The sequence below is a fragment of the Kaistia sp. 32K genome, assembly GCF_016629525.1.
Classification (GTDB): domain Bacteria; phylum Pseudomonadota; class Alphaproteobacteria; order Rhizobiales; family Kaistiaceae; genus Kaistia.
Genome location: NZ_AP024269.1, coordinates 531,764 through 549,079 on the forward strand (window position 1 = coordinate 531,764; position 17,316 = coordinate 549,079).

General features: G+C 66.0%; 17 protein-coding genes. 10 read left to right on the plus strand and 7 right to left on the minus strand.

All coding sequences use genetic code 11. The features are described 5' to 3' along the window. Positions 1–234: 234 nt before the first annotated feature. Positions 235–2,670 (minus strand): glycoside hydrolase family 2 protein, encoded by a 2,436-nt coding sequence (locus K32_RS02295; protein ID WP_201402468.1) that lies wholly within the window; start codon positions 2,668–2,670, stop codon positions 235–237. 232 nt (positions 2,671–2,902) lie between these two features. On the opposite strand from K32_RS02295, the gene tal reads away from it, so the two are divergent. Next, complete coding sequence (gene tal / locus K32_RS02300; RefSeq protein ID WP_201402469.1) at positions 2,903–3,874, plus strand: transaldolase; 972 nt, start codon at positions 2,903–2,905, stop codon at positions 3,872–3,874. Between the two features lie 242 nt (positions 3,875–4,116). On the opposite strand, the gene K32_RS02305 is transcribed toward tal, so the two are convergent. Further along, a complete protein-coding gene (locus K32_RS02305) occupies positions 4,117–4,830 on the minus strand; it encodes a GntR family transcriptional regulator (RefSeq protein WP_201402470.1) in 714 nt (237 codons plus the stop codon). 143 nt (positions 4,831–4,973) lie between these two features. On the opposite strand from K32_RS02305, the gene K32_RS02310 reads away from it, so the two are divergent. From K32_RS02310 to K32_RS02320, 3 genes are all read left to right on the plus strand, one after another. Beyond that, positions 4,974–5,906: a dihydrodipicolinate synthase family protein gene (locus K32_RS02310; protein ID WP_201402471.1), complete on the plus strand. Its 933-nt coding sequence runs from the start codon at positions 4,974–4,976 to the stop codon at positions 5,904–5,906. Between the two features lie 47 nt (positions 5,907–5,953). Continuing rightward, the gene (locus K32_RS02315; protein WP_201402472.1) at positions 5,954–6,970 is read left to right on the plus strand and encodes a 4-hydroxyproline epimerase; all 1,017 of its coding nucleotides are present in this window, start codon (positions 5,954–5,956) and stop codon (positions 6,968–6,970) included. A gap of 105 nt (positions 6,971–7,075) precedes the next feature. After that, on the plus strand, positions 7,076–8,107 hold the full coding sequence (locus K32_RS02320) for an NAD(P)-dependent alcohol dehydrogenase (protein ID WP_201402473.1): 1,032 nt from the start codon (positions 7,076–7,078) through the stop codon (positions 8,105–8,107). 299 nt (positions 8,108–8,406) lie between these two features. Here K32_RS02320 and K32_RS02325 read toward each other — a convergent pair whose 3' ends face one another. The 5 genes from K32_RS02325 to K32_RS02345 form a co-directional block, all read right to left on the minus strand. Continuing rightward, entirely contained in the window at positions 8,407–8,775 is a 369-nt protein-coding gene (locus K32_RS02325) for a PRC-barrel domain-containing protein (protein WP_201402474.1), read from the minus strand. Positions 8,776–8,855: 80 nt separating this feature from the next. After that, the gene (locus K32_RS02330) at positions 8,856–9,305 is read right to left on the minus strand and encodes a MaoC/PaaZ C-terminal domain-containing protein (protein WP_201404318.1); all 450 of its coding nucleotides are present in this window, start codon (positions 9,303–9,305) and stop codon (positions 8,856–8,858) included. Between the two features lie 237 nt (positions 9,306–9,542). Next, positions 9,543–10,277, minus strand: a complete 735-nt coding sequence (locus K32_RS02335; RefSeq protein WP_201402475.1) for an SDR family oxidoreductase — start codon at positions 10,275–10,277, stop codon at positions 9,543–9,545. Positions 10,278–10,331: 54 nt separating this feature from the next. Further along, on the minus strand, positions 10,332–11,441 hold the full coding sequence (locus K32_RS02340) for a mandelate racemase/muconate lactonizing enzyme family protein (RefSeq protein WP_201402476.1): 1,110 nt from the start codon (positions 11,439–11,441) through the stop codon (positions 10,332–10,334). 22 nt (positions 11,442–11,463) lie between these two features. Further along, positions 11,464–11,850, minus strand: coding sequence for a hypothetical protein (locus K32_RS02345; RefSeq protein ID WP_201402477.1), 387 nt, complete (start codon positions 11,848–11,850; stop codon positions 11,464–11,466). A gap of 158 nt (positions 11,851–12,008) precedes the next feature. On the opposite strand from K32_RS02345, the gene K32_RS02350 reads away from it, so the two are divergent. The 6 genes from K32_RS02350 to K32_RS02375 all read left to right on the plus strand — a co-directional run bounded on the left by K32_RS02350 (position 12,009) and on the right by K32_RS02375 (position 17,247). Continuing rightward, complete coding sequence (locus K32_RS02350) at positions 12,009–12,791, plus strand: IclR family transcriptional regulator (RefSeq protein ID WP_201402478.1); 783 nt, start codon at positions 12,009–12,011, stop codon at positions 12,789–12,791. 121 nt (positions 12,792–12,912) lie between these two features. Beyond that, positions 12,913–13,743, plus strand: a complete 831-nt coding sequence (locus tag K32_RS02355; RefSeq protein ID WP_201402479.1) for an amidohydrolase — start codon at positions 12,913–12,915, stop codon at positions 13,741–13,743. 180 nt (positions 13,744–13,923) lie between these two features. After that, the gene (locus K32_RS02360) at positions 13,924–14,253 is read left to right on the plus strand and encodes an L-rhamnose mutarotase (RefSeq protein ID WP_201402480.1); all 330 of its coding nucleotides are present in this window, start codon (positions 13,924–13,926) and stop codon (positions 14,251–14,253) included. Positions 14,254–14,331: 78 nt separating this feature from the next. Next, complete coding sequence (locus K32_RS02365; protein WP_201402481.1) at positions 14,332–15,411, plus strand: Gfo/Idh/MocA family protein; 1,080 nt, start codon at positions 14,332–14,334, stop codon at positions 15,409–15,411. 105 nt (positions 15,412–15,516) lie between these two features. Next, positions 15,517–16,074 (plus strand): MaoC family dehydratase, encoded by a 558-nt coding sequence (locus tag K32_RS02370; protein ID WP_201402482.1) that lies wholly within the window; start codon positions 15,517–15,519, stop codon positions 16,072–16,074. 18 nt (positions 16,075–16,092) lie between these two features. Then, complete coding sequence (locus tag K32_RS02375; RefSeq protein ID WP_201402483.1) at positions 16,093–17,247, plus strand: CaiB/BaiF CoA-transferase family protein; 1,155 nt, start codon at positions 16,093–16,095, stop codon at positions 17,245–17,247. The last annotated feature ends 69 nt before the right edge of the window (positions 17,248–17,316 follow it).

The window sequence follows — 17,316 nt, forward strand, 5'->3', positions numbered from 1 at the left end:
CGCAATGGCGTTTTCGGGGAGGGGAGCCCTTTCTCACTTCGCGCATCCCTGTCCATCCGTCATGCGACGCTCGATTTCCATCATCCTGAGGTGCCCGAGCGCAGATCGGGCCTCGAAGGACGCACGGTCGAGGGGCAACTTGCCGATTGCACGGCCTCCCTGCGTGCTTCGAGACGGCCCTGCGGGCCTCCTCAGCATGATGAGGGTGGTGTTTTGCAGAGGTCGATCCGGGCCCTACCGATACGTCCCGCGCAGGTGCTGAATGGTGAGGTCCGCCGCCGTCGGCGGGCGGTGGCCTGCCTCCGGCTTGAAGGCGACGCTGCGCGGTTCGCCCGGCAGCAGCAGGAAGCTCGCATCGTCGAAATGGCCGGGAATCCCCTCCGCCTCGGCCCGGACATGGAACGCCGGCGCGTCGCTCGAAAGCGTGAAGCGGCCGGGGCCATCCTCACGCACCGAGACGTTCGCTTCGGGCAGCTCGAACCGCTTCGGCACGTCCGGGAAGACGACGATCTGGCGCTCCGGCGCCGCGACGCCGTCGACCTCCGCGTCTACAACGTAGAAGCGGTCCTGCGCGGCGGGTGCCGTGATCGTTGTGATCTCGATGGCGCGGTCGGGCGGTACATGGCCCTTGACGGTCCGTTCGTCGATCAGCGTGCCGTCGAGCCGGAAGCTCCGCAGCCGCGTCGCCAGCGCCACCTCGCGGTGCCGGTCGTTTATCGCGCGGACGATCAGTTCGCCGTCGTCGAGGCGGGCGGCGAGTGCGACGGGCGCGAAGAAGCGCTTGGCGTGATAATGCAGCGTCTTCCAGGCGAGCGAATGGTCGATCGACGACCAGGAGATTGACGGCCAGACGTCGTTCAATTGCCAGTAGAGCGCGCCCATCGAATGGGGCTTCAGGCTGCGCCAGTAGCGGACCGCCGTCTCGATCGCCAGCGCCTGCTGCAATTGCGAGAGGTAGACGAAGCTCTCGAAGCCGGACGGCACGCGGAAATAACGCGCCATGGTGTCGAGGATGCGCGAATTGCCGGCGCCGTCGCGCTGGTGGAATTCCATGACGGGAGAGGTGGCGTTCCAGCTCTCCGGCTCGGCGAAGGCGCGGATGCCGGTCATCGACGGAAACGACTGGAAGCCGAACTCGGAGCAGAAGCGCGGCTTCACCGTGTAGTAGTGCTCGAAATTCTTGTTCGAGTGCCAGACGTCCCAGAAATGCAGATCGCCCGAGCGATCGTCATGCCAGGCGTCGCCATAGTCCATGTCGCCGTTGCAGGGGCTGGATGGCCAGAAGCGCCGGTCGGGGTCGGTATCCTGCACCGCCTTGTCGATGGCGCGGTTGAAGCGGTCGTAATTGACCAGGTAGCGGTCGCGATTATTGCGCGAGATCTCGAACCAGTTGAGCGAGCCGATCACCTCGTTGTCGCCGCACCAGAGCGCGATCGACGGCCGGCTGGAGAGGCGCTGGATCTGGTAGCGCAGCTCCGCGTCGATCTCGGCCAAAAAGTCCGGCGTCGAGGGATATTGCGAGCAGGAGAACATCATGTCCTGCCAAACCAGCAGGCCGAGCCGGTCGCAGGCGTCGTAGAAGGCGTCGAACTCGTAGAAGCCGCCGCCCCAGACGCGGATCATGTTCATGTTCGCTTCGACGGCGGCGGAGAGCAGCGCCTCGATGCGGCCGGCCGTGATCGCGGCGGGTAGCGCGTCGGCCGGAATCCAGTTCGCGCCCTTGGCGAAGATGTCGACGCCGTTGACGCGGAAGAACATCGAGGCGCCGACCTCGTCATTCTCGGTCACCACCTCCAGCGTGCGAAAACCGACGCGGCGGCGGACGCTGTCGCCGGGGATGGTGACGACGGCGTCGTAGAGCGGCTGCTTGCCATGGCCGGCCGGCCACCAGAGATCCGGCGTGCCGATGTCGAGCGGGATCTCCGCCTTGCCGCCATGCTCCGCCGAGACCTTCACGGTCGCCGTCGCCGTCTTGCCGGCGAGCTCGAACGTCACGGGGAACGTCCCGTCCGCCTTGGCGGCAAGTTCAATCGCCGCGATCGCGGTCACCGTGCCGTCGGCGTGGTGACGCTGGCGGATCTGCACCGCTTCGAGCCGCGCCGCCTCGTAGAAGCGCAGCACCGGCTCGGCGTAGATGCCCGCCACCATCAGGCAGGGCCCCCAGTCCCAGCCGCCATGGCATTGCGGCTTGCGAATCATGTTGAGGTCGGGAACGCGGTTGTTCGAGACGCTCCAGGGGATCGGGAAGGGCTGCCTCTCTGCCCGCGCGATCGCCTCGGCCCCGGCCGGCGCGAAGCGGATGCGAATCTCGTTCGTGCCCGGCTTCAGGGCCTCGGTGACGTCGATGCGATGGCGCAGGAAGCAGGAGCCGAGCGTCGCGATCGGCGCGTCGTTCAGGAACACCTCGGCGAAGGTATCGACGAATTCGAGCTCCAGCACGGCCCAGCGGCCGGCGAGCGCCGAGGCGCCGATCTCGAAATGGCGGCGGATCTCCCAGGCGCTCTCGCCGACCCACTGGATCTCGGCCTCGTGCATGGCGGCATAGGGGCTCGGAATCCGGCCGAGGGCGACGAGGGCGGAATGCACGTCGCCGGGAACCTGAATGGCCCCCAATGCATCCAAATCATCGTTCGAGAGTGTCCAGGAACCGGCGAGGGAATGTTTCGACATTGATGGGAACCTTGGGGCAATGCGGCCATTGGGCGGCCATCGAACGGTCAGCGTCGCCACTCCCGTTGCGGAATGCAATGCCGGAGGGCGCTACCGGGCGAATTGCACCCCAGCATTCGGTTCGCGAAGATAATTTCGCGCTTCCATTTGTCGTCCGGGATGCTCATATGCCAGGTAGAAGCGTGCCCAGTACAAGCGCGAACGCGTAGCCGTCAGATTGGAGGAGTGTCCTATGACCTCGAAACTTGATCAGCTTAAAGCCATGACCGTTGTCGTTGCCGACACCGGCGATCTCGAGGCCATCAAGACCTATCGCCCGGTCGATTGCACGACCAACCCGTCGCTCGTCCTGAAGGCGGCCGAGCTGCCGGCCTACCAGGACGTCATCGAGAGCGCGATCGCCTGGGGCCGCAAGCAGGGCGGCACGCAGGACGCCGTCGCGGCGCATGTTGCCGACCGTCTCGCCGTCGCCTTCGGCGCCGAGATGTCGAAGCTCGTTCCCGGCCGCATCTCGACCGAGGTCGACGCCGACCTCTCCTTCGACGTGGAAGGCTCGGTAAAGCGCGCTCGCGACATCATCGCCGCCTATGACGCCCTCGGCGTCCCACGCGAGAAGATCCTCGTCAAGCTCGCCTCGACCTGGGAGGGTATCCGCGCCGCCGCGATCCTCCAGAAGGAAGGCATCGACTGCAACCTGACGCTGCTGTTCTCGCTCGCCCAGGCGGTCGCCTGCGCCGAGGCCGGCGTGTTCCTGATCTCGCCCTTCGTCGGCCGCATCCTCGACTGGCACGTCAAGGCTTCCGGCAAGACGTTCGAGCCGGAAGAGGATCCGGGCGTCCTCTCGGTCCGCCAGATCTACAGCTACTACAAGCAGCACGGCATCGAGACCGTCGTCATGGGCGCTTCCTTCCGCTCGACCGGCGAGATCGAGGCTCTGGCCGGCTGTGACCGCCTGACCATCGCCCCGGCCCTGCTCGAGAAGCTCGCCGCCGACAACGGCACGCTGGTGCGCAAGCTCGACCCGGCCAATACGGGCGAGAAGATCGCCGCCATCTCGGCCGACGAGAAGAGCTTCCGCTGGGCGATGAACGAGGACCAGATGGCGACCGAGAAGCTCTCGGAAGGCATCCGCCTGTTCGCCAAGGACCTGCGCGCCCTCCGCACGCTGATCGCCAAGCGCCTCGAGGCCGGCGTCCCGGCCTGATCGATCCTTCGCTGAGACAAGAGGCCGGCCGCCCGATGGGTGGCCGGCCTTTTTTATTTTGGGGTTGCCCGACCTTCCTTCACCTCTCCCATGGGGAGAGGTCGGCCCGCAGGGTCGGGTGAGGGGTTGTGACCTCACCGGAGAAGGCTGAACCCCTCACCCGCCGCACGTTGTGCGTCGACCTCTCCCCATGGGAGAGGTGAAGGGGGACTGAGCAAATACCCGCGACGGGGAAACGCCCCCTACAGCCCGATCTCGACGCCCGTCGTCGGGGCCAGAAAACTCTGGATCTGGCGGACGATCTGCGCCGCGTGGTCGCGGCCGAGCGTCTCGGCGCGGTCGCGGTCGCCGGCGGCGATGGCGGCGATCAGCGCCTCGTGCTCGTCGACGAATTCCTGCGGCAGGTGGTCCTCGTAGGTGAGGTAATAGAGCCGGAGCAGCCGCGTGCCCTCGTTGAGCAGGCGGGCGAAGAGATCCGTGTAGTAGCGGTTGCCGCCGGCGATCGCGATGGCGAGGTGGAAGGCGCGGTTGGTCTCGATCATGCCGATGGCGTCGGAGGCGGAAACCGCCGCGACGAACTCGTTCTGGCAGGCCCTGAGCGCCGCGAGATCGGCATCGCTCCGCCGTTCCGCCGCCAGCCGCGCCGTCACCCGGTACATCAGCATCAGCGCGTCGAGATAGTCCGGCAATCCGGCATAGTCGATGATCGAGACGATGGTGTTGCGGTTCGGCAGCGTCGTCGCCAGCCCCTCCGCCACCAGCTTCACCAGCGCCTCGCGCACCGGCGTCCGCGACAGGCCGAAGCGGGCCGAGAGGCCGACCTCGTCGAGCGGGTCGCCGGGGGCGAGCGCCATGTCGAGGATATCGCGCTTCAGCGCGTCATAGACGGCCGAGACGCCGAAGCCGCGCCGATGCGCCGTCTCGCCCGCCTCTTTCCGCTGCCCGTCCTTCGCCACCCGCCGTCCCCCTCGCTGTTCCCGACCTTATAGGGCCCACGTCACCAGCCTGTCGACGTCGACGGCACCCTTGCTTGCCGCTTCGTCGTGTCACGTGTATACAGATTGTACACATTTCGATCAGATCCGGACAGGAGGATGGAATGGCGAGGCCGAAGGTGAACTGGGGCGGGGTCTTTCCCGCCGTGACGACGCAGCTCCGCGCCGATTTCTCCGTCGATCTCGACGCCACCGCCCGGGTGATCGAGGCGCTGATCCGCGACGGCATTTCCGGCCTGGTGATGTGCGGCACGGTCGGCGAAAATCCGGCGCTCACCCGCTCGGAAAAGATCGCGCTGCTGGAAATGGCGAAGGCAACGGCGAGGGGGCGTGTCCCGGTCCTCTCCGGCGTTGCCGAATATACGAGCGCCTTCGGCTCGGACTATGCGCGCGAGGCGGCGCGGGCCGGCATCGACGGGCTGATGGTGATGCCGGCCATGGTCTATCCGGCCAAGCCCCGCGAGACGCGCGATCATTTTGCCACCATCGCGCGCGCGACCGACCTGCCGATCATGATCTACAACAACCCGCCCTCCTACCGGACTGACGTCACCCCGGCCATGCTGGCGGAGCTCGCCGATTACGAGACGATCGTCGCCTTCAAGGATTCCTCCGGCGATACGCGCCGCATCGTCGACGTCCGCAACATGACGGGCGATCGCTTCATCCCCTTCTGCGGCCTCGACGACGTCGTGCTCGAATGCGTCATGCTCGGCGCCGTCGGCTGGGTCTCCGGCATGTCCAACATCTTTCCGCGCGAGGGGGAGACCCTGTTCCGGCTGGCGCGGGCCGGCCGATACCAGGAGGCGCTGGCGATTTACGACTGGTACATGCCGCTCCTGCATCTCGACGCCCGCGCCGATCTCGTCCAGGCGATCAAGCTCTGCGAGAAGATTGCCGGCCGGGGCACGGATCTCTGCCGCCCGCCGCGGCTGCCGCTCGACGCCGCCGAGACGGCCGAGATCGAGGCGATCATGCGACAGGCGCTGGCGACCCGCCCGAACCTTCCGGATGTGGGCTTGCCGCTGGCGGCCTGACCATCCGATCATCGCGCAGCCAACGAGGCAGCAGGAGCATGGGAAGTATGGCGCGGCACACCTTCGTCTGCATCGACGGCCACACCTGCGGCAATCCCGTCCGCGTCGTCACCGGCGGTTCGATCCCGGTGCTGAAGGGCGCGACCATGTTCGACAAGCGCCAGCATTTCCTGGTCGAGTTCGACTGGATTCGGAAGTCGCTCTGCTTCGAGCCGCGCGGCCACGACATGATGTCCGGCTCGATCCTCTACCCGCCGTCGAGCGACGCCTACGACGTGGCGATCCTGTTCATCGAGACCTCGGGCTGCCTGCCGATGTGCGGCCATGGCACGATCGGCACGGTGACGACGATCATCGAGCACGGCCTCGTCACGCCGAAGACGCCCGGCCTTCTGCGGCTGGAGACGCCGGCGGGCCTGGTCGAGGCGCGCTATGTCCAGAATGGGCCCTATGTCGACAGCGTCACGCTGACCAACGTGCCGTCCTTCCTGCTCGGGCGGGACTACGAGGTCGAGGTCGACGGCCTCGGCGCGCTCAAGGTCGACATCGCCTATGGCGGCAACTTCTATGCGATCGTCGAACCGCAGCCGAACTATTCGGATCTTTCGGACTTTGAGCCCTCCGACATCGTCCGCCTGTCGCCAAAACTGCGCGCCGCCTTCAACGCGCGGCACAGCATCGTGCATCCGGAAAACCCGGCGCTGGACCGGCTCACCCATGTGCTCTGGACCGGCCGGCCGAAGAATCCCGGCTCCTCTGCGCGCAACGCCGTCTTCTATGGCGACAAGGCGATCGACCGCTCGCCCTGCGGCACCGGCACCTCTGCCCGCCTCGCGCAACTCTTCGCCACCGGCCGGCTGAGCCAGGGTGACGCCTTCGTGCATGAGAGTATCATCGGCTCGACCTTCACCGGCCGCGTCGCCGGCACCACCACGGTCGGCGGGCTGCCGGCGATCATCCCGACGATCGAGGGCTGGGCGCGGGTGACCGGCTACAACACCATCTTCGTCGACGATCGCGATCCGTTCTGGGCCGGTTTCCAGGTCGTCGACGGGGCCGGGTAGGGGGCGACCCTGCCAAGAAGTGTGATGTCGGCTGCATCGGGATCGTAGCGGCGGTCGGTCGGCTCGGCTAAAACGGCTTAACCGCCGCCAATCTGGATTGCTGCCATGCGTGCTCTCGTTCTCGAAGAAAAGCTCAAGCTCTCGCTGCGCGACATCGACCTGCCGCTCGAAGTCGGCCCGCGCGACGTCCGCATCGCCATCCACACGGTCGGCGTCTGCGGCTCGGACGTGCACTATTATACGCATGGCGCGATCGGCCCGTTCATCGTTAGGGAGCCGATGGTGCTCGGCCACGAGGCCGCCGGCACGGTCGTCGAGATCGGCTCCGAGGTGAAGAACCTCAAGGTAGGCGATCGCGTCTGCATGGAGCCGGGCGTCCCGGATCTGACCTCCAAGGCGTCGAAGCTCGGCATCTACAATGTCGATCCGAGCGTCACCTTCTGGGCGACGCCGCCGGTGCATGGCTGCCTGACGCCGGAAGTCGTCTTCCCGGCCGCCTTCACCTACAAGCTGCCCGACAATGTCTCCTTCGCGGAAGGCGCGCTGGTCGAGCCCTTCGCCATCGGCATGCAGGCGGCGGCCAAGGCCAAGATCGTCCCCGGCGACACGGCGCTGGTGATCGGCGCCGGCCCGATCGGCATCATGGTGGCGCTGGCAGCGCTCGCCGGCGGCTGCAGCCGCGTCTACATCTCCGACCTCGTCAACGAGAAGCTCGCCATCGCCGGCCGCTATGACGGCGTCATCCCGGTCAACATCCGCGAGCAGGACCTGAAGGCGAAGATCGCGGCCGAGACGGACAATTGGGGCGTCGACATCGTGTTCGAGGCCTCCGGTTCCCCGCGCGCCTATGACGGCATCTTCAATTATGTCCGTCCCGGCGGCGCGATCGTCTTCGTCGGGCTGCCGGTCGAGCCGATCGCCCTCGACATCGTCTCGGCCTCGGCCAAGGAAGTGCGGATGGAGACGGTGTTCCGCTATGCCAATGTCTTCGATCGCGCGCTGGCGCTGATCGCGTCGGGCAAGGTCGACCTGAAGCCGCTGATCACCGGCACCTACGACTTCGAGGAGTCGATCGCCGCCTTCGAGCGCGCCGCCTCCGCCAACCCGAACGACGTCAAGCTGCAGATCACGCTCTGAGGCTCTTCCTCTTCACCTCTCCCTCAGGGCGACCTTTGCGCAACACCGAAAGGTCGCCATGCAGCCCTCTGCCCATGGGCAGAGCACCGTCGCCCCGGCGAAGGCCGGGGCCCATGAACACCGGCCAAGAAAGCTTGGTTGAGCCGATCGGCTACAGGCCTGTGTGTATGGATCCCGGCCTTCGCCGGGATGACGACGGAGGGTGGCAAGGTCCGACCGGCATGATGAGAACGCTGCCACGCGGATACCAAAAAAGCCCCGGATCGCTCCGGGGCTTTTCCATTTGCGAGCCTACCGGATCACATCATCCAGTAGGGCGGCATGCCGTAATAGTCGTGCACGCGCTTTTCATAGTCGCGGTCGCCCCAGGCCGGCTCGTCGCCTTCGTCATAGGCGGGGCCGCCTTCCAGCTGTTCCTTGGTCAGGCCGACCACATAGCCACCCTGGTTGGTGTCGTATTTCAGCGTATTCCACGGCAGGGGATGGTATTTCTCGCCGAGGCCCAGGAAGCCGCCGAAGGACAGAATCGCATAGGCGACGCGTCCGGTCTGCTTGTCGATCATGATGTCATGAATATCGCCAAGACGATCGCCGGCTGTATTGTAGACGGCGGTACCGTCAACCTTCGCGGCGCCAATCAGCGAATTGGAAACGTGCGCATGTTCCATCGTCTTCCTCCATGTTGCGTATTCATGGCAGGTTAACGTCGAGCGCCGGTCTTGGTTCCGAATAAGGCGCGCCGTTTTGGTCAGGCGCTCGCGGGCCTCCGCGCGACGAGATAGATGTGCTCGCAGGCGAGCACCGTCTCGCCGGTCTGCTTGGTGACGGTGACGAGCTCGGCGACGATGCCGTGCGTGGCGCGCTTCGGGTGGTCGCGCTTGTCGACGATCTCAGCCTCGACCGTGATGGTGTCGTTGATGAAGACGGGCCTCACGAACCGCACCTTGTCATAGCCATAGGACATGGCGTGCGGATTGATCGTCGTCGCCGTCATGCCGACCGCCACCGACAGGATCAGCGTGCCATGGGCGACGCGTTGCTTGAAGTCCTGCGTCGCGCACCATTCGGCGTCCATGTGGTGCGGGAAGAAGTCGCCCGTCTGCCCGGCATGGATGACGATGTCGGCCTCGGTGATCGTGCGGCCCATCGTGCGGCGGGTGAAGCCGATCTCGTAGTCCTCGAAGAACTGCTCGACGATCATGGGGTCTGGTCCTTGGCAGCCGGCCGCAATGTCGGCGCCGGAAAAGCTGCGTCATCCCGGCGAAGACCCGGGATCCATTCAGCCAAAGCGCTGAACGGCGAGGCTCGGGCTGCATGGATCCCCGCTTTCGCGGGGAAGACGGCGGGGGCAGGGATACCGCCTCCGCCGGTCGAAAGGTTGCCTCCTGCCGCCATCCGAGCTTGCCGGATGCGGGAGAGGGCAGGGCGAGGGGCCTTAGTTGACCCAGCCGCCGTCGATGATGTGCATCTGGCCGGTGGTGTAGGTCGCGGTCGCCAGGTAGATGGCGAGGTCGGCGATCTCTTCCGGCTGGCCGATGCGGCCGATCGGCTGGCGGGCGATGAAGGCGGCGCGGGCCGCTTCATAGTCGCCCTGGTCGCGCAGGCGCTGCTGCAGCGACGGGCTCTCGACCGTGCCGGGGCAGATGCCGTTGCAGCGAATGCCCTTGGTGACGTAGTCGGCGGCGATCGACTTGGTGAGGCCGACGGTCGCTGCCTTGGTCACGGCATAGGCGAAGCGGTTCGGCACGCCCTTGATCGAGCCGGCGACGGAGCAGATGTTGACGATCGAGCCGTCCTTCTGCGCCAGCATGCCCGGAAGGGCGGCCGAGATCGTCCGCCACATCGACTTGACGTTCAAGTCGTAGGCGAGGTCGAGATCGGCTTCGGTCGCCTCTTCCAACGTGCCGGCATGCACGATGCCGGCACAGTTGAACAGCACGTCGATGGTGCCGATCTCGGCGACGAGCGCCTTGACGTCGTCGTTCGACAGGACGTTGAGCTTGCGGGTGGTGATGTTCTTGACGCCGTCGAGCTCGGCGAGCTTCGCCTCGTTGACGTCGGTCGCCCAGACGATCGCGCCCTCGGCCGCCGCCTGCTCGGCGATCGCCCGTCCGATACCCTGCGCCGCCGCCGTGACCAGCGCGACCTTGCCTGCGAGCTTACCGCCCATGTCGTCAGTCCCTTCCGTTCGCTGCCGGATCCGTCCGCGGATCCGGCCGATCGATCAATTCCTGGTCAGGAACGCCGAGCCCTCGACCGTCTGACGGCCGATGGCGTCGAAATCCCACGAAATGCCAAGACCCGCCTCGGGGCTCGGAACGGCGTAGCCGTCGGCGATCGTCATACCCTTTGTCGTCAAGCTATCCAACTGGGGGATGTACTCGACCCAGCGTGCATTCGGCACGGCGGCGCAGAGGGCGACATGCAGTTCCATCAGGAAGTGCGGGCAGACGACGACGTTGAAGGTTTCGGCCAGGTGCGCGACCTTGAGCCAGGGCGTGATGCCGCCGATGCGGGCGACGTCGACCTGGACGACCGAGCAGGCGCGGCGCTGCAGGTAGTCGCGGAAATGCAGGCTCGAATAGAGGCTCTCGCCGACGGCGATCGGGATCGAGGTCGATTCGGATAGGCGGATATGGCCGTCGACGTCGTCGGCGGTCAGCGGCTCCTCGAGCCAGCCGATATCGGCCGCCTCGTAGTGGCGCGCGCGCCGGATCGCCTCGTCGACCGAGAAGGCCTGGTTGGCGTCGGTGAACAGCTCGAAGCCCGGGCCGACGGCCTCGCGCACGGCCTTGAGGCGGGCGGCGTCCTCGTGGATCGGCCGGCCGACCTTCATCTTGGCGCCGCCGAAGCCGTTCTCCTTGGCGCGCAGCGTGTCCTCGACGATCGCCTCGGTCGGCAAATGCAGCCAGCCGCCCTCGGTGGTGTAGAGGCGGATCTTCTCCTGCGCGCCGCCGGCCAGGATATGCACCGGCAGGTTCGCCTTGCGCGCCTTCAGGTCCCAGAGCGCGGTGTCGATGGCCGCGAGCGCCAGCGAGGTGATGGCGCCGACCGAGGTCGCATGCGTCATGAACAGGAGGTCGCGCCAGATCTGCTCGATCATGCCGGCCTCGCGGCCGATCAGGGCCGGCGCCAGCGTCTTCTCGATCAGCGACATGATCGCCGGGCCGCCGGTGCCGATCGTGTAGCTGTAGCCAGTGCCGACGACGCCGTCGGAATCCGTGATGCGGATGATCGGCGTCTCCTGGCTGACGAAGGACTGGATCGCATCGACCCGCTTCACCTTCGGCTTCAGGTCGACCATCAGGCCTTCGACACGTACGATTTTCGCCATTTTCTCCCTCGGGGCTCTCTGTTTAGACCAGCACGCTCTTCCCCGATGCCTTGTCGAAGACATGCAGGCGGGTGAGGTCGAGATTGAAGGTCATGCGCCCGCCGGGCTGGGCGGGGCGCGGGTTCAGTATCTTGCCCTGTACTTCCTTGCCGCCGAGCTGGGTGTAAAGCAAGGTCTCGGTGCCGGGCGGCTCCGGCAGGGTTACCGTGCGCTCGATCGCGGCGATCTCGTTGTCGCCGGTGAGGCCGTAGCCGGCCGGCGAGAACGCCTCGGCGCGGAAGCCGACGGGGATCGCCTGGCCGGGGAACTGGGTCCGATCGACAGCCTCTTCAGCGGAGGCGGCAGCTGTGGGTGCGCCAAGCGCCGCGCATGAATAAAGAGCGGCCTGAATGCCGCGCATGGAATTCATGTGCCTGATTCCTCCCCGTGGACACCCGAACCGCGTCGGCTCAAGGGCGTCACATTCTCCACCATTGAATGGAGCATTCGTATATAAGCGAATTTGACTGGCGCGAGTCAATGTCTAACTTGTCATCGCCCGGAGACAGGGCCGGGGGGAGTCGCTCAATGACGGAAGACGCAAATGACCGCTATCGGGCGCCCGCGCTCGACAAGGGGCTGGACATATTGGAGCTGCTCGCGGCGACCGACGAGAGCATGACGCAGGCGGAAATCGCCAAGGCGCTCAACCGCTCGCCGAACGAAATCTACCGCATGCTCGATCGCCTGGTGCGGCGCAGCTACGTCGCCCGCGTGCATGGCGACCGCTATGAACTGACGCTGCGGCTGTTCGCGCTGGCGCATCAGCACGCGCCCGTGCGCCGGCTCGTCAGCCAGGCGCTGCCGGTGATGCGGCAGTTCTCGCGCGATTCCGAACAGGCCTGCCATCTCGCCGTCTACGACCGCGGCCGGATCGTCGTCGTCGCCCAGATGGATGCGCCAAGCTATTGGAGTTATTCAATTCGCGTCGGCGCGCGGGTCAGTCTCTACAACACGGGCTCGGGCCATGTGCTGCTCGCCTTCGCCTCGCCGGAAGAGCGCGTGATGATGGAGGCCGAGCGCGAGGAGCAGGACGAGGATAAGCTGCGTCCGGATAATCTCGATGAGCGGCTGACCCAGATCCGCCGCCGCGGCTATGAATCGACGCCGAGCGCCCAGTCGCAGTCGGTCTACAATCTGTCGGTCCCGGTGCTGGGCGCCAACGACACCGCGCTCGCCGCGCTGACCTGCCCCTTCCTGCCGCGCATCGACCGCCCCAACGTCCCCGACCTGCAGGAGGCGCTGGCGATCCTGATCGCCGCCAGCCAGGAGCTCTCGCATGTCGTCGGGCGCGGCGGCGCGGAGGACTGAGCGTCGCGCCGGCGGCGACCGGAGGCGTGCCCGCCCTTGCCAGCTGTCGGCTACTGTGAATGATACCCCCGTATATGAATGAGTTTCGGCCGTGCAACCCGGCCTGAGGGAGAGAGACGTCATGCGGATGATCGATACCCACCTGCACCTGGTCTACCAGGAGCGGTTTTCCTACCCCTGGCTCGCGGATGCGCCGGCGCTCAACCGCAACTTCACCCTCGACGACTACCTGCCGCAGGCGAAGGCCGCCGGCATCACCGACATGATCCACATGGAGGTCGACGTCGCCGAGAAGGACATCGAGGCGGAGACGGCCTTTGTCACCGGCCTCGGTCACGGCATCCTCGGCGCCATCGCCGCCTGCCGGCCGGAGAGCGCTGATTTCGCGGCCCAGCTTGAGCGCCTCGCCGCCAACCCGAAGGTCAAGGGACTGCGCCGCATCCTGCATCAGTCGCCGGACGAGCTCGGCCAGCGGCCGATCTTCGCCGAGAACATCAAGCGGCTCGCGGCGCACAAACTGACCTATGATTTCTGCGTGCTGCCGCACCAGATCCCGATCGCCATCGCGATCGCCAAGGCGGCGCCGGACGTCCAGTTCGTCATCGACCATTGCGGCGTGCCCAACATCAAGGACAAGGCGTTCGAGCCCTGGCGCGCCAACATGACGGCGATCGCCGAGGTGCCGAACGTCGTCGCCAAGATCTCCGGCGTCATCGCCTATGGCGATCCCGTCAACTGGACGGTCGACGACCTCCGCCCCTTCGTCGAGCACACGATCGGCGCCTTCGGCTGGGACCGCGTCGTCTGGGGTTCGGACTGGCCGGTCTGCACGCTGACGGCCGACCTCGGCCGCTGGGTCGCGGCGACGCACGAGATCATCCGGGGCGCCAGCGACGACGAGAAGGCGAAGCTGCTGCACCGCAACGCCGAGCGTGTCTATCGGCTGGACTAGTCGCTTTCAGGCCTTGTGTGTGCTTCGAGACGGCCCTGCGGGCCTCCTCAGCATGTTGAGTTTGGGGGAGACCTTCTCCGGTAGGTTAGGCCTTGTTCCCCAACATGCTGAGGAGCCCGCGTGAGCGGGCGTCTCGAAGCACGCACGACCAAACGATCCAAACTGAACGGGAGGAACGCCATGCAGCGCATGGGATCTGTCATCGGGCTGAAGCCGGCCGACATCGCCGAATACAAGCGCCTGCACGCGGCCGTCTGGCCGGGCGTGCTGGCCAAGATCGCCGACTGCAACATCAGGAACTACTCGATCTTCCTGAAGGAGCCGGAAAACCTGCTCTTCGCCTATTTCGAGTATCACGGCACCGATTTCGCCGCTGACAGCGCCAAGATGGCCGAGGACAAGACCACGCAGGAATGGTGGGCCATCTGCGGCCCGATGCAGCAGCCGCTGGAAAGCCGCAAGGAAGGCGAATGGTGGGCGGAGATGGAAGAGGTTTTCCATACCGACTGAGGGCTCGCCTCGATTTGTCCTCTCTCCCGCGAACGGGAGAGGGGGCAACCCTTCCCGCCGCCCGGAAATGAGATTGCCATGATGTCCTTCGACCCCGCGACGCTCGCCCAGAGCTGGCCGCAGCCGACCGCGCCGCGCCCGATCGTCATCATCGGCGCCGGCGGCATCGTCAATGACGCCCATCTGCCGGCCTATGCGCTGTCGGGCTTTCCGGTCGCCGGCATCTTCGATCGCGACGTCGGCCGCGCCAAGGCGCTGGCCGAACAATGGAGCGTGCCGTTCTTCCGCACGATGGACCAGGCGGTCGCCGTGCGCGACGGCGTGTTCGACCTCGCGACGCCGCCCGCAGCCCATCTCGAAATCCTGCGCCGCCTGCCCAAGGGCGCCACCGTGCTGATCCAGAAGCCGATGGGGCGCGACCTCGACGAGGCGACGGCGATCCTGAAGCTCTGTCGCGAGCGCCAGTTCACGGCGGCCGTCAATTTCCAGCTGCGCTTCTCGCCGATGATGCTGGCGGTCCGCGACGCCTTGCAGAAGGGCCTGCTCGGCAGGCTGATCGACGTCGAGATGCATCTGAACCTCGTCACGCCCTGGCACCTGTTCCCGTTCCTGAAGGGGATGTCGCGGGTCGAGATCGCGGTGCATTCGATCCACTATCTCGACCTGATCCGTGGCCTTCTCGGCAATCCGACCGGCATTCACGCGCGCACCCTCGGCCATCCCGGCAACGAGCTGGCGCAGACGCGCACCTCGGCGCTGCTCGATTTCGGGCGGGATGTCCGCTGCACGCTGTCGATCAACCACGACCATGATTTCGGCCGGAAATTCCAGGACGCGACCTTCCGCTTCGAGGGTGACCAGGGCGCGGCCTCGGTCAAGCTCGGCCTGCTCCTGAACTATCCGGCCGGCGAACCGGACGAGCTCTGGATCACGGCTTCGCGGGGCGCGGATGCCGCGTGGCAGCAGGTTCCGCTCATTGGCGGCTGGTTCCCGCATGCCTTTATCGGGGTGATGTCGAACCTGCAGCGCACCGCCGCCGGCGAGGACGACGCGCTCGTCACCTCGGTCGAGGATGCCTGGCACACCATGGCGCTGGTCGAGGCGGCCTTCCGGTCGGCCGCAGCGCCGGCGACCCCGGTGCCGCAACAGCCGGACTAGAGGCTTCTCGATTCAATCAAAATACATCAATCCATCGCATTTCGCTGCAAACAATTTGCACATGAGCGAATGATTGATCTATGAATGGCTCAGGGAGGAAGAGCCATGACCGAGCCATTCGCGCCGACCGTGGGCGTCGCGTCGACCCATCCAAAGGACATGCCGAAAGAGCATTCCGACCTGCCGGTCTGGAACGCCGAAAACTGGCTGTATGAGGATTGGCCCGTCGGCCAGAAGATCCGCTCGCTCCGCCGCACCCTCGGCGAGGGTGAATCCCATCTCTTCAACACGCTCGTCACCGACATCCATCCCTATGTGCAGGACAAGATGTTCGCGGAGACGGAAGGCGTGTTCGGCCGCCGCCTCGTCGCCGGCGCCTTCGTCTTCTCGGCCGGCCTCGGCCTCGTCGCGACCAACTGCGTCAACGCCTTTTCCTACGGCTATGACAAGCTGCGCTTCATCAAGCCGGTCTTCATCGGCGACACGATCTACACGATCCGGACCAATCTCGATAAGCGACCGAAATACAAGGAAATGGGCCTGATCCGCGCTTCCTACGAAGTGTACAAGGGCGAGGGCGAGCTGGTGCTCTATTGCGAGCATCTGCAGACGGTCCGATACCGCGACGCCGGCGCTTTCGCCGATCAGGTCGAGAAGAAATAGGCGAAGAATAGGCCAACAATGTCCCAGTCCGATCTGCCGCTCGACGGCCTGCTCGTCGTCGATCTGAGCCAGTTCCTGTCCGGCCCCTATTGCGCGCTGCGGCTGCGCGATCTCGGCGCCCGCGTCATCAAGATCGAGCGGCCGGACGGCGGCGATCTCTGCCGTCGCCTCTATCTGACCGATACCGAGATCGGCGGGGATTCGACGCTCTTCCATGCGATCAACCGCAACAAGGAGAGCTTCGCCGTCGACATGAAGAACCCGGTCGAGCTCGAGAGCCTGAAGATGCTGCTCGCCAAGGCCGACGTCGTGATGCAGAACTTCCGCCCCGGCGTGATCGACCGTCTCGGCCTCGGCTACGAGGCGGTGAAGGCGATCAATCCGGACGTCGTCTATGGCTCGATCACCGGCTATGGCGACGAGGGGCCGTGGGTGACGCGACCGGGCCAGGACCTGCTGGCGCAGGCGCGCTCCGGCGTCACCTGGCTGAACGGCGACGAAGGGCAGGGGCCGGTGCCGTTCGGCCTCGCCATCGCCGACATGCTGGCGGGCGCGGCGCTCTGCCAGGGCCTCCTCGCGGCGCTGGTGAAGCGTGGCATCTCGGGGCGAGGCTCGCATGTCGAGACCAGCCTGATCGAGGCGCTGATCGACTTTCAGTTCGAGGTGCTGACGACGCATCTGAACGATGGCGGCCGCAAGCCGACGCGCTCAAACTTCCGCAGCGCCCACGCCTATCTCTCCGCGCCCTACGGCATCTATCCGACGAAGGACGGCTTCCTCGCCGTCGCCATGATGCCGGTGCCGAAGCTCGGCGAGCTGCTCGGCATGCCGGAGCTCGAGCCCTATCGCGAGGCGCCGAGCTGGTTTTCCGAGCGCGACGCCATCAAGCGCCTGATCGCCGCGAAGCTCGCCACGCAGACGACGGACCACTGGCTGTCGATCCTGGAGCCGGCCGACGTCTGGTGCGCCAAGGTGCTGGAATGGCCGGAGCTCCTGAAGAGCGAGGGCTTTACCGCGCTCGACATGCTGCAGACGGTCGAGCGGGCCGACAACGTCCGCGTTGTCACCACGCGCTCGCCGATCCGCGTCGACGGCAAGCGCCCGGTCAGCGCGGTCGCAGCCCCTCGCATCGGTGAACACACCGACGCGATCCGGGCCGAATTCGGGCTTTGAGAGAAGCTTGAGGAGGCTGGCCTCTTCACCCCTCCCGCAGGAAGATCTTTGCGCATCCGTCCTGCGGGG